Source organism: Rathayibacter festucae DSM 15932 (assembly GCF_004011135.1).
Taxonomy (GTDB): domain Bacteria; phylum Actinomycetota; class Actinomycetes; order Actinomycetales; family Microbacteriaceae; genus Rathayibacter; species Rathayibacter festucae.
In genome coordinates, this window is the sequence record NZ_CP028137.1 from 2,726,295 (window position 1) to 2,738,696 (window position 12,402).

A 12,402-nucleotide genomic window follows, 5' to 3' on the forward strand; every position below is an offset into this window, starting at 1 on the left:
GCGGCGGGCGCTAGGAGGCGGCGAGCTCGCGGGCGCGGGCCAGGGCCGCGTCCGTCGCGCGGGTGAAGAGGGCGGCGAGGTCCGCCTCCTGCAGCACGGCGATCGCGCGCTCGGTCGTGCCGTTCGGGCTGGTGACCCGGCGGCGCAGCTCGGCGGGCTCCTCGCCGGAGTGCACGAGCAGCTCGGCGGCGCCGCGGAAGGTGCCGGTGACCATCGTCGCCGCCTGCTCGGGCGTGAAGCCCTTGGCGAGCGCCGCGGCGGTCAGCTCCTCGATCAGGAGGAAGACGTAGGCCGGCCCCGATCCCGAGATCGTCGAGAGCGCGTCGAGCTGCGACTCCGGCACCTCCACCACCTCGCCGACGGTCTCGAACAGCCGACGGACCAGCGCCAGGTCGTCCGCGCTCGAGCGGGTGCCGGCGCTCAGGCCGGTGACCGCCCGGCCCACGACCGCCGGGGTGTTCGGCATCGAGCGGAGCACGGACACCGACGCGGGCAGGTGCGCCTCGAACGTCGCGACCGTCACTCCCGCCGCGACGCTGACCACGATCGTCCCGGGGGCGAGCGCGTCGGCGATCTCGTCGAGCAGCGCGGGCACCATGTGCGGCTTCACGGCCACCAGCACCACGGCGGCGCCCTCGACCGCGCGGCGGTTCGCCTCCGGATCGTCGGCGGTCGCGAACGCGGTCACCACCGGGTGGCCGCTCCAGCGCGCCGCCTTCTCCGCGTCGCGGTTCGTCACGCGGACACCGCCCTGCACCTCCACGCCGGGGGCGAGCAGTCCGCTGAGGATCGCGCCCCCCATCGAGCCGAGCCCGAGGACGGCGATGGACGGGAGCTGCACGGGTGCGTCGGTCATCCGCCCATCGTACGAAGGCGATCTCCGCGCAAGGGGCACGACTCGGTCGACGGCGGGAGCCTGCTGCCCGGCGCCCGCCTCCTAGGATGGGCCGACCACCCCCGAGCACCAGCACCCCGACGAGTCACCCCGAGGAGACCCCGTGAGCGCATCCGGAGGCGGTTCCGCCATCATCGCGGCGCTGGCCGCGAACCTCGGCATCGCGCTGACCAAGCTCGTCGCCTGGTTCTTCTCGGGCTCGGCCTCGATGCTGGCCGAGGGCGTGCACTCGCTCGCCGACTCCGGCAACCAGCTGCTGCTGCTGCTCGGCGGCCGCAAGTCGCGGAAGGCCGCCGACGAGGAGCACCCGTTCGGCTACGGCCGCGAGCGCTACGTCTACGCCTTCGTCGTCGCGATCATCCTCTTCTCCGTCGGCGGCGTCTTCTCGATCTACGAGGGCGTCGAGAAGATCGCCGAGCCGCACGAGCTCGAGAACGCCTGGCTGCCGATCCTGGTCCTCGTCGTCTCGATCTGCCTCGAGGGCTACTCGCTGCGCACCGGGGTCAAGGAGTCGAACAAGGTCCGCGGGCAGCAGTCCTGGCTGCAGTTCATCCGCCGGGCGAAGGCGCCGGAGCTGCCGGTCGTGCTGCTCGAGGACGTCGCCGCGCTCACCGGTCTCGTCTTCGCGCTGCTCGGCGTCGGCCTCTCGGTGATCACCGGGAACACGGTCTTCGACGCGATCGGCACGATCATGATCGGCACCCTGCTGGTCGTCGTCGCGATCGTCCTCGGCGTCGAGACCAAGAGCCTGCTGGTCGGCGAGGGCGCGACCCCGGCCGACGCCGCGGCGATCCGCGCGGCGATCGAGGCCGGTCCGGACGTCGAGCGCGTCATCCACATGAAGACCCTCTACCTCGGTCCGGACGAGATCCTCGTCGCCGCCAAGCTCGCCTTCCCCGCCGCCGAGACGATGGCCGAGCTGGCCGCGGGGATCGACGCGACGGAGAAGCGCATCCGCGACGCGGTCCCGGCCGCCCGCGTCATCTACCTCGAACCCGACGTCGACCGCGGGGCGCTGCCGCCCTCGACGGAGCCGACCGCCGCCGCCGGGAGCGCCGGCTGATGCGGCGGGTCCTCGCGATCGTCAACGAGCGCGGCGCCGGGCTCGGCGCCCTCGAGCCGATGCTGCGCGACCGGGGCTTCGCGGTCGACGCGGTCGCCGGCACCGACCTCGACTCCGTCGACATCCTCGCGCCCGACCTCGTCGTCACCCTCGGCTCGAGCGCCGGCGTCTACGAGACCGCCCGGCACCCCTTCATCTCGCCCGAGATCGCCCTGCTGCAGGACCGGCTGCACCACCGCCGGCCGACCCTCGGCGTCTGCTTCGGCGCGCAGCTGATCGCCGCTGCGCTCGGCGAGGAGGTCCGCCCCGGCCCGACCCGCGAGGTCGGCTTCCGCGGCATCGTCGCGACCGAGGCGGGACTTCGCTCGCCGCTGCGCCACCTCGCCGAGGTCCCGGTGATGCAGTGGCACAGCGACACCTTCGACCTGCCCGCGGGGACGACCCTGCTCGCCTCCTCGCCCTCCTACGCCGTCGAGGCCTTCGCGATCGACGGCTGGCTGCTCGGCGTGCAGTTCCACCCGGAGCTCACCGGCGAGCTGGCCGGGCGCTGGCTCGAGGGCGACGCCGAGTACGCCGCGGGAGCGGGCTACGGGCACGAGCAGCTCGAGGACGACGTGCGCGAGGGCCGCTTCGAGCGGATGCGGACGGCGACGGAGGCCGCGCTCGGCGAATGGGTCGGCGCGCAGGGCTGAGTCGCGTGCTCCGGAGTCTCGCGCTCCGGGCCGCTCAGCGCTTCGCCGCGAAGAAGTCGAGCAGCAGCCGCGCACCCTCGTCGGCCCGCAGCCCCGGGTACACCTCGACCACGTGGTGCAGCCGGCGGTCCCGGAGCAGGTCGTGCACCGAGCCGGCCGCGCCCGCCTTCTCGTCCCACGCCCCGAAGACGACGCGCTCGAGCCGGGCGGCGAGGATCGCCCCGGCGCACATCGCGCACGGCTCGAGGGTGACCACGAGGGTGCAGCCCGCGAGCTGCCAGTCTCCGCGGGCGGCAGCGGCCTCCCGCAGCGCGACCACCTCGGCGTGCGCCGTCGGATCCGTGCGCAGCTCGCGCTCGTTGCGGCCGCGCCCGATCACCGCGCCCTCGGCGTCGACGACCACCGCGCCCACCGGCACGTCGCCCCACCCGGCGGCCCGGCGGGCCTCGTCGAGCGCGAGCCGCATCCAGGCGTCCGCCTCGGGAGGGAGGGGGAGGTCGCTCTCGCGCATCGCGCCCCCTCGTCCGGCTCCGGCCGGCTCCGACCGGCAAGTAGATTGAGCTTATGCGCGTCCACGTAGCCGACCACCCGCTGATCACGCACAAGCTCACCGTGCTGCGCGACAAGCGCACCCCCTCCCCCACCTTCCGGCAGCTCGCCGAGGAGCTGATGACCCTGCTCGCCTATGAGGCGACCCGCGGCGTCCGCACCCGCACCGTCACCATCGAGACGCCGGTCACCACGACCACCGGTCTCGCGCTGAGCGACCCGCAGCCGCTGGTCGTGCCGATCCTGCGCGCGGGCCTCGGGATGCTGGAGGGCATGGTCAAGCTCATCCCCACCGCCGAGGTGGGCTTCCTCGGCATGGCACGCAACGAGGAGACCCTCGAGCCGACCACCTACGCCGAGCGCCTGCCCGACGACCTGTCCAACCGCCAGTGCTTCGTGCTCGACCCGATGCTCGCCACCGGCGGCTCGCTGATCGCCGCCATCCAGTTCCTCTTCGACCGCGGCGCCGAGGACGTCACCGCCGTCTGCCTGCTCGCCGCGCCCGAGGGCCTCGCGGCCGTGGAGAAGGCGTTCGTCGGCAAGGACGTGACCATCGTCCTCGGCTCGCTCGACGAGAAGCTCAACGAGCTCGGCTACATCGTCCCCGGCCTCGGTGACGCGGGCGACCGCCTCTACGGGCTCGCCGGCTGAGCCGTTCCGGGCGCCCGCCGCGGCGCCCGGAGCGCGCCAGTGTGCGCGGATCTGTTGACGGGGTCCGCCACCATCCGCTTTACTTTCGACCATGACTGACAACGCGCACGCCCTGACCTCCCTTGAGGCCATCGGGGATGCCGGCATGATGATGGCCGGCGGCCTCGTCCTGCGCTGTCGAATGTGCGCCTGAGGAATCACCCTCGCCGGTTCTCCGCACAGCCTCCGCCCCCCCGATCGCACTGATCGACCCGATCCTCTGATCGGCCGGGCGTCGCAGGCGCGGTGAACCCCTGGATGCCCCGCATCCGCCCCTGCCGGCCCGCACCTCGTGCACCGGCTCTCGCGCGCACACCCGGATCCGCTCCCCGGACACTCGTCCCGGATCCGACCAGCCCAAGGATTCGTCATGTCCCTCCTCCACGCCCGTCCCGTCTCCACTCCCGCCGCCGCCCCCGCCTGCAGGCCGCCCCGAGGCCGCGCCCGCCGCTCCCCGCCTCCGCGCCGTGCCGCAGGGAACCGAGGCCCGCGGCTTCGCCCTCTACGTCGGCATCGACGAGGCCAAGGCCCGTGCCGCCGGCATCGACCTCGGCCGCCTGGTCGAGGAGCTCAAGCGCGTCACCGCCGAGTTCGCTCCCGACGCCGAGACCTACGCCTCCGTCGCCCTCGCCCCGCAGGGCGCCGGCGGCCGCGACGTCGACGTCGTCCGCCTCGCCCTCCAGGACCCGGCCGCCGTCGCCCGCCGCCGCTCCGAGACCGAGCCCGACCTCGACCGCGCCCCCGGCGGCGTCGTCATCGACATCTCGCGCAAGCGCGTCATCCTCGACGACGAGACCACCGCCCTCACCTACAAGGAGTTCGAGCTGCTGCAGTACCTCGTCCTCCGCGAGGGCCGCACCATCGAGCGCGCCGAGCTGATCTCCTCGCTCTGGGGAGCCGCCGACGACGACGCCCCGAACGAGCGCACCATCGACGTGCACGTCCGCCGCCTGCGCGCCAAGCTCGGCCGCTACGAGGACATCGTCCGCACCGTCCGCGGCGTCGGCTACCGCTTCGACCGCCACGCGGACGTGGCCATCCGCTACGCCTCCACCCCCAGCCCCGACCTGTTCTGAGGAGTGGGCGCTCGCGCCCACTCCTCAGTGCTCGATTGCTGCGCGAGCGCGAGCGCTCGCTCCGCCGCAGTCGGCTCCTCGGATGGTCGCGTTCATAGAGCGTCCTACCCACGGCTCGTGAGAAACGCTGGCACGCGTTTCTCACCGAACACCTCGCAGAGGGCGGCTGGTCGTTCGGCACGAGTCGGACGAGGGGTCGGCGGCAGCACATGCTGGTCGAGTAGCCGCGGCACGCGGCGTATCGAGACCCACGCCTCTGCGGTGGGGGACCTCGATACGCCCGCGGAGCGGGCTACTCGATCAGCATGAATAGGACAGCGGCGCTTCGCGCGTCTGCAAGCGGCAGCGCTCAGCGTGCCGGCGGGTCCCGCGCTCGGTTGACGGAGGCCGCGCGATCATGCTGGTCGAGTAGCCGCGGGACGCGGCGTATCGAGACCCGGTCCGGCGCTGCGGCGGCCTCGGGACGGCGGCGCCAGGGGGTCACAGCGAAAGCTCAGGAAATCGGTCCTTGCGGCGTTATCGATCCGTTATATAGTTCAAGTGCGTCGACCGTTTGCTGTGGCGGGAAGCGCGAGAAGTGATTGCAGGACACTCTTGGTGCAAGGGAATGAAGGCCGGGCCGCTCGCCTCAGCGGTCCGGCCTTCTGTCTGTCTGACCAGGAGTTTTCGCGCCAGTGACGAGCTGATCCCCCCACCCGCTCGCCGGCGCTCCACGGGCTCGTGCCTTTTCAGTGCCCATTGGGGCTCAGGAGCAGCACCCACGGCGGCCCACGACCGCCTCGCTGCGCCACGTCGCTCGAACCCGACTCGTCCGGGCGTGAACCGGCGATCGTGGTGACGAGCTACTTGGCCGCGGACGGTACCCCAGCGCACGCAAAAGCGCCCCGCTCGAAGGAACGGGGCGCTCTCGTTGAACTAACTACGCTGATCGCGATCGGAGTCGGCGGCCTAGTCGGCGCACCGCCTCCGAGCGAACGAGCTTCTCAGCGTCCGCGCGACGTTCGGCGCGAACCTGTGGGTCCGAGTAGTTGGGCTGGACCGGCTTCTTGGAAGGTGTGACCCTGATTCCGTCGGGGATGTTCATCATGTTCATCCTCCATCTCTGCTCCGGGAACCGTAGCCGAAGCGTATTCCATCCTACGAGCCGTTCGCGAGACTCGCCGTGGGGTTGCCTGAGCCGCCTGGCCTCACAGCATTCCGTGCGCTAGTGCGAGCAAACCGGCGAGGAGCTCGAGCGGCGCTACGTCCGTTTCGTCCAAGTCGCCCGCGATGGGCGAGTCGAGCGTGATCATCCCGACGACACGATCCGAGACCAGGATCGGGACAGAAATGTACGTCTCGTAACCTCGGCCGGACACCTCGTCTGGGTCTTCGGTCACGTTCGCGACGAACCGAAAAGTTGGCGAGGTCGCCAACCACGTGAACAGCGCCTCACCGCGACCGCCATCCGTGTCGACGAAGTCGTCGGGCTCGTTCGCTGGACGCCCCGACTTGTTCTCGAGCGTGAGCCGTCGCGGCCTCCTACCTTGCGCCCCCTCGAACTTGTAGATCACCATCCGGGTGTCGAGGTCGTCACTGAACAGGGTGAGCCTGGCGTCCAGCACGCTCGTCACCACCCGCTGGTAGGCCGTTTCACGTTGCGGCGAAGGGACGTCCTGCATCCGACGCAACCGCAGGACGATGGGCTTCAAGGCGTCTCGGAACTGAGTGAGTGCGGCCGTCGCCTCGAACACGGAGGAGCGACTGCTTTCGCGCCGGAGGTACTCGAGGAGCGCAGTCAGGGCCACCGCGATGACCGTCGACGCGACTGCCGTCGGCTGCATCCAGTGGCGCTGGGCCTTGTACTCGTCGAGCCCGAGGATTCCGAACAGGACCGCCGAGGTGATGGTCGCGACTAGCGCGAGCACAGCAGGGAGCCAGCTCAGGTGAAGGTAGGTCCACTCCACAACCCAGTGCGCCCATAGTCTCACCTGATGGGTCCGGGCCTGACTGGGCGCAGCCGCGGACAACTGCTCCCGATTTGGCACGGATCGAAGACTATCGGAGCACCCAACACGCGTCGGACTACGAACCCGCCGCCCCTTGCTTAGCCGCCATATTGCACGGACCACGCCGGACGCTGCGTGGGCGATGCTCGCGCTGTCGGTCGTCCCGCCTACCCTCACCGCATGGCGCACCACTGGACCCCGATGAGCATGGTCTCTCGGTCCGTCTCACCCGGCGAGTGGAAAGTAGCCGACCGCTCAGAAGACCTCGGCTGGATCCGGCTCGTCCAGTACCAGGGCCTCCCGACCTATGTCTGCGTGACCCGGGACGGCTGGGTCGTCGGAGGTGGCGACTCCTTACGAGATGCTGCGCAGGCCTTCCTGGGGTGGCACCGCGCGCAGCAGCCCGTGCGGGCTCTGGGGGCCAGTAGGGGGCCGCTTCGCGCCACCCCCGACCGCAGGGAGTCCGGCCGAGGGACCATCTCGTCATGACCACAGACGCTCCCCACTTCCTCCTCACCGCGGCATCCATCTGGACCGGCGAGCCGTAGGTCCTTGGCGTCTACTCGTCGAAGGCCGCAGCCCTGGAAGCTGCCAACTGAGACCGCCTGGCGGCGAGCGATGCGAGCCCGGTGCGCTTCTCAGTCGAGGAGTGGTGTGGATCGCGCCGGTTGCGCGTTTGGACAAGCACACCGCCCTTCAGCCCGGAGGACGGAGCAGAGGCCGGATGGTCGGTCTGACGAGGGCTCCTCGCGCGCGCACGCGCGCGCGCGCCTTTTGGCACTCGACCGGGCGATACTCACCCGCCCCGGGGGCATCGAAGAGTGGTCGCACGAGGCCAGCAGCGGGCACGCGGTCACACCGGGAAGGGCTAGAGCCGGGCCGATCATCGACCACCCCTCGACCACCTCGTCACGGTGGTTCGTGCCACGGTTAGCCACGTAATCGACGCGGCTGCAACCTTCGCTCGATAGGTAGTGGCCCTCATCGAACCGGGCCCCCCGTTCAGCTGTAGACGCCGACAATGGGCGGCCGTGCGGGTCCACGCTCTGCAGGTACAACGTTCCGCCCGTGCGGCTCGGGGGCGGGTGCAGGCCAACAAGTTGCCGGGCATCGCGTTGGCAACGCCTAGAGCCCATCCGCTTCAAAGCAAAGCCCATGGTGGGCGCGGGCACCGAGGGGGCCATCACGTCCTCACACTTCACCCGCACCACCCTCGCTTCGGCAAGAGACCCCTAGTTGCCCAGACTGCCGATGACGCCAAGTACCGGTCTAAGTTGCCGCTCTCATTCCAAGACCCCTCAACCCGATCACCGCCCAGAGTTGCAACTAACCTGCTCTCTGCGGGTGTAGGTGCGTCCCTCCCCGCCCAACGAGCCGGAGCACAAGGTGCCGTTTCCACCACTAGATGGTCGTACGCTTGATCAGTGGACATCACCGAACCCTCTTTGACAGTGCTAAGTAAATTTTGGTTGAATTCCGGAGACATCTTTCGAGAAGCGGCGGCCTCACCTCTGCAGAGTAGTAGCGCAGCCGCCGCAGACGCCCTGCAAGTCGTTTCCTTCCTGTCACCTGCCTCCGTGGCCTCCGGCAAGCTTTTAGCTTCTTACGACGCCGCTCGAGCAGTTTCCCTACTCTGGCAGCGGCAAGAATCACATCTAGTAGCCGACTACGCACTATTGCGTGCCGTATTGGAATGCGCAGCATTAGCATGGTGGGTAATTGTTCCTACCGATAGCGAGGAGAGAGTAAGACGCGCCGCCAGAGTAATAAGAGACGATCTAGGCCAAGCACTAATTCGTGAAAAGAGTGCGGTGAAAGACGCGATAGATCACAAAATGGTTCGAGAGACTCGTGCTGCGATCATTCCGAGAATCGAGGAACGGCTCGATCGAGTTACAGCTTCGCTATCAGCAGCAGGCATTCAGCTCAAAGAAGCTGACGCCAAAAAGACCAGGCTCGACCTTCACGCGATCCTTCATGAGGCAGAAAACTGCATAGAAGGCGTTCGCCCGCTAGACTTCACCCTTTCTTGGGCGATCCTCAGCTCGCTTTCTCACGGTTCCCTGGAGGCGATGATGCAGAGCGCTGACGTGGAAGTAGACACAACAGGTGTTCGATTCATCGCCGCTGACCCGGAACAGGTCGCGGCGTACGCGCTAGGGATCACGCCCCTACTCCATGCGGGACATGATCGATGGAATGAGTACTGCGCGCCGCTGGTTCCAAAGGATTCGGCAGCGGAGAATGCTAATCGCTCTGGCTGAGCCGCCGGAAACGCGGCTAGACCATCTCAGACCGAAGCAAGGGACTCCAGGAATCGGGGCCGACCATTCCAGCTCGCGCGTTCCCTCGTCGTTAGCTTCAAGCGGACCCTCCGGTGTTGTCATCCTGAACTCGCGATCCGCGAATCGGCTCAACCGTCAAGCGCTCGCGAACCTGGGTCGGCTGCACGCGGTGATCCCACATGACCCTCGCCACGCTGGATGGCAGTTCAGGGTCGTCGCCGCGTCCAACCAGCGTGCGTATTGCAATCATCGCCCGATGCGCGTCGCGCGCGAGGGCGAGCACGGCGTTGCGGTCAACGATATGAAGGTGAGGGCGGGCCGCGGTGACTGCGTCTGGGTGAATTAGCTTGCTATTCGCGACGATCACGCTAACAGACGCAATCGGAGCTGACGTGCCTTCGTCGGCCTCCAACAAGTCGAGCTGTGAGTTTGTCTTTCGCGTGTACTCCAAACTAAGCACTTCCGCAGTTTGCTCACTCTTCGCCTCGACTGTCATCCACAGTTCATTCCATATCCAAGCAGCGTCCGTACGACCGCTGCCAGCGGGCTTAAATGATCTGCTGCCAAGCATTAGCCCCAGCTCGACCAAACCCGCTTCATACGGAACAGCGGCGGTCTGGGAGAGATTGCGCAGCATTTCTTGAGCTCGAGTACCGAATACGCTACTCGACCTCAGAGAGCCCCGAGCGATTTCGATCGCTCCATTAGCGGCGCTTTCATCACACGGGTTTGGCATGGCAGCCTCAAGGGGAAGTGGTTGGATCTCTCGCATCCATACCATGCCGGAGGATGCGCGATGAGCAGTACGCAATAGCTCTGCCGATCGCGTGTGCATGCCCGGGACACCGGCAGAGTGAGCGAGTGCGAACCACGCGCTCGCGAAGTACGCCCAGAGCGCTCGATAGGGCTGGGAGCGAGGCTCTGTCAGCCCTTCGAGAACGAGAACCGCGGATCTCGCAGCTTCCTCCCAGGACCCGGACCAGGCATGCCTCCAGGCAAGCACTTCCCGTGGCGCGCTACCCTCTAGTTCCGCTGCCAGCGGCGGAGCGCTGCGTGCCAAAGTAGCGCGGTCATCAGCGATGGCCGCCTCTCCGGACTCGCGCCAGAACGCATCCTGGTCGAGAGCGCTCTGAGCGAGAGCGACCATATTGGCGTAGGAAGTGCCGGTGAGGGAAAGCCCGAATTCTATCTCCGCTTGCAACTCCAGGGGCATCGATCGAGTGTGATCTTGATCCGAGAGGTACCGCACGAGCTCGTCTCCGACAATTGCGACGACCGCCCAATCTCTCGGTCCTCGGGTGCAACGCCCAAGACCCTGCACCACGCGGGACCGTATGCGTTCGTCCAAAAGATCACCGGCGCGAAGTTTGGAACTCAGGAATTTGTCTTGCAGGTGGGAAGCGGTCGGTACTTCGGACATCACCATGAAACGACAAGCTTCGTCCGCGAGGTCCATTCCGTCATACCTATTGGGGGCAATCAGCGTTCCGACAGCAGCCTCCTTAAATTGCTCGACACTTCTGTCTGACGCGATGAAGCGTTCACCTTGTGGGACTCCAAGCGCGTCCGCTATGGCGGCCGCGGACGTCGACTTTTGTGTAAGAAGGAGCTTCTTGCCAGCAAGTCGAGTTAGCAACGGAAGCGCGCCCAGATCTTTCAGCGTCGCGGGTTCGCCCCCGTTCGCATTATCAGCATCTGGAGTGAGCACCTTCACGTACTCTCGATCATCCTCCGGACTGTATTGAGCGAGGTCGGGAAATACAATGAATCGTCGGCCACTGCCGGTCTTTTCCCACGCTGGAGGAGAAGCGATGCGGCTGATTGGAGAACGACCGAAAGCGCGCTCAAGCTCGCCTGCCTCACCGAGCGTTGCCGACAGATATAGCCGTTGAATTGGATCGGTAAAAGCATCATGATCAAAGGTCGGCGGAATCATCGGCCTGATGTACCAGCCGCTTCGTGAGACGTAGAAGAGGCATGACGCCAATCGTGCGCGTAACCGCCGGAAGCCATACCATTCAGGCGAGCGATCCACTAGGTGAGTTGACAGAACACCATCTATCTCTTGCAGCCTTTGACTTACCGCAACGAGGGGAAGTAGACGAACCTCCTGATCGGTAAACGTGTCGGCGCTACTGCTAACCATGCGGGTCGCAAGTTGGGCGTCAATGGTTTCACCGAAGGCCTCGAACAGGGCGGCGTATGCTGCGCTTCCCGTCTTTATTTCTAGCGACCAGGAATCGGCGACATACCCCTCAGCAGCATGTGCGTCATCGAAGATTACGGTACCCGCATCCCCTAATCGCGGATTAGAATTGAAGATATGCGCATACGTCGTCACGGCTATTGCCTCTGCGCGAGTGTAAGCAGAAACAGCACTCATATTCCAATCGCGGCTCTTGTCAATCAGAGCATGAGTGTGAATGCCTTCCCGCGCTCCCGCCTCTACTACCTGCAGTGCCAACTGTCGGGTCGGGCAGGCATACACGACGCGCTGGTTGTACTGTCGGCGTCGCCACTCGCCGATCAACAACCCGACGAGCGTTTTTCCCGAACCCGTGGGGAGTTCAAGCGCCACGTCAGCTCGGTCGACATGGAGATTCTTATACTCGCGCAACTGATCGACCTGGTGCGACCACAAGGCCCCTACACCATCACGGCGCCGAGGAAGCTCGCCGAAGAGCGTCTCCGGACTGTCTGAGACAGCTTGAGGGCGACGCCGCGTAGGTATCTGCGGTCGAGGGAGTTTCGGTGAATCGGCCACTCGAGCAAGTCCAATCAGATCGGCTGGCACTGCCAGCGTGTCGAAGGTACCGAATGCCACGCCGTGGTCGACAGGTCTGGTACCCGTTTCCTTCTGGAAACAGCCAGCTGGCCCTCCAGCTCGGGCTGCGTCGAGCCCCCAACGTCTTGCGAGTGGACCAGCTCGGCACGCCACTTCGGTCGCCCGAGGGCGAGCCGCTGTCAGTCCGGCGTAGTTCGAATGGTGTCAGGTGAAGGCAAGGCGGACCGGTGGTGGGGACGACGGACGGCGATCGCTGGGCGACGGTGATAGTGCTGACGCAGGCCAGGATGGTCGCGATCATGACGATGATCCAGTCAGGCTGCACGAGCACCACCACGACCTCGGCGACATCGGCCTGGCGATCGGCAGCCAGGTGTAA

8 protein-coding genes and 1 pseudogene are annotated in these 12,402 nt (G+C 66.9%); 5 read left to right on the top strand and 4 right to left on the bottom strand.

The window, feature by feature from the left end:
- Nucleotides 1–10: 10 nt before the first annotated feature.
- On the bottom strand, nucleotides 11–856 hold the full coding sequence (proC, locus tag C1I64_RS12590; RefSeq protein ID WP_127887432.1) for a pyrroline-5-carboxylate reductase: 846 nt from the start codon (nucleotides 854–856) through the stop codon (nucleotides 11–13).
- Between the two features lie 142 nt (nucleotides 857–998).
- Between proC and C1I64_RS12595 the strand changes: the two genes are divergently transcribed.
- Together C1I64_RS12595 and C1I64_RS12600 are read left to right on the top strand one after the other, a co-directional pair.
- On the top strand, nucleotides 999–1,958 hold the full coding sequence (locus tag C1I64_RS12595) for a cation diffusion facilitator family transporter (protein ID WP_127887433.1): 960 nt from the start codon (nucleotides 999–1,001) through the stop codon (nucleotides 1,956–1,958).
- Nucleotides 1,958–2,650: a glutamine amidotransferase-related protein gene (locus C1I64_RS12600; RefSeq protein WP_127887434.1), complete on the top strand. Its 693-nt coding sequence runs from the start codon at nucleotides 1,958–1,960 to the stop codon at nucleotides 2,648–2,650. The genes C1I64_RS12595 and C1I64_RS12600 overlap by 1 nt, the downstream gene beginning before the upstream one ends.
- A gap of 34 nt (nucleotides 2,651–2,684) precedes the next feature.
- On the opposite strand, the gene C1I64_RS12605 is transcribed toward C1I64_RS12600, so the two are convergent.
- Nucleotides 2,685–3,161, bottom strand: coding sequence for a nucleoside deaminase (locus C1I64_RS12605; protein WP_244209466.1), 477 nt, complete (start codon nucleotides 3,159–3,161; stop codon nucleotides 2,685–2,687).
- A 53-nt stretch (nucleotides 3,162–3,214) separates the two neighbouring features.
- Here C1I64_RS12605 and upp point away from each other — a divergent pair, with 53 nt between their 5' ends.
- Together upp and C1I64_RS12615 are read left to right on the top strand one after the other, a co-directional pair.
- A complete protein-coding gene (gene upp, locus C1I64_RS12610) occupies nucleotides 3,215–3,850 on the top strand; it encodes a uracil phosphoribosyltransferase (RefSeq protein ID WP_123446624.1) in 636 nt (211 codons plus the stop codon).
- A gap of 314 nt (nucleotides 3,851–4,164) precedes the next feature.
- A complete protein-coding gene (locus C1I64_RS12615; protein ID WP_425272935.1) occupies nucleotides 4,165–4,965 on the top strand; it encodes a winged helix-turn-helix domain-containing protein in 801 nt (266 codons plus the stop codon).
- Nucleotides 4,966–6,152: 1,187 nt separating this feature from the next.
- Here the strand turns inward: C1I64_RS12615 and C1I64_RS12625 are convergent.
- A complete protein-coding gene (locus tag C1I64_RS12625; protein WP_127887437.1) occupies nucleotides 6,153–6,911 on the bottom strand; it encodes a GAF domain-containing protein in 759 nt (252 codons plus the stop codon).
- A gap of 1,466 nt (nucleotides 6,912–8,377) precedes the next feature.
- Between C1I64_RS12625 and C1I64_RS12630 the strand changes: the two genes are divergently transcribed.
- Nucleotides 8,378–9,217 carry a hypothetical protein gene (locus C1I64_RS12630; RefSeq protein WP_127887438.1) on the top strand — a complete coding sequence of 280 codons (840 nt, stop codon included), beginning with the start codon at nucleotides 8,378–8,380 and terminating at the stop codon, nucleotides 9,215–9,217.
- 2,284 nt (nucleotides 9,218–11,501) lie between these two features.
- Here C1I64_RS12630 and C1I64_RS20880 read toward each other — a convergent pair.
- A pseudogene (locus C1I64_RS20880) lies at nucleotides 11,502–12,176 on the bottom strand (DEAD/DEAH box helicase); the annotation flags it as partial.
- Nucleotides 12,177–12,402 lie beyond the last annotated feature (226 nt).

Coding starts and splice junctions, on each gene's coding strand:
- proC (WP_127887432.1), bottom strand. CDS start 856: ATGACCGACGCACCCGTGCAGCTCCCGTCCATCGCCGTCCTCGGGCTC.
- C1I64_RS12600 (WP_127887434.1), top strand. CDS start 1,958: ATGCGGCGGGTCCTCGCGATCGTCAACGAGCGCGGCGCCGGGCTCGGC.
- C1I64_RS12605 (WP_244209466.1), bottom strand. CDS start 3,161: ATGCGCGAGAGCGACCTCCCCCTCCCTCCCGAGGCGGACGCCTGGATG.
- upp (WP_123446624.1), top strand. CDS start 3,215: ATGCGCGTCCACGTAGCCGACCACCCGCTGATCACGCACAAGCTCACC.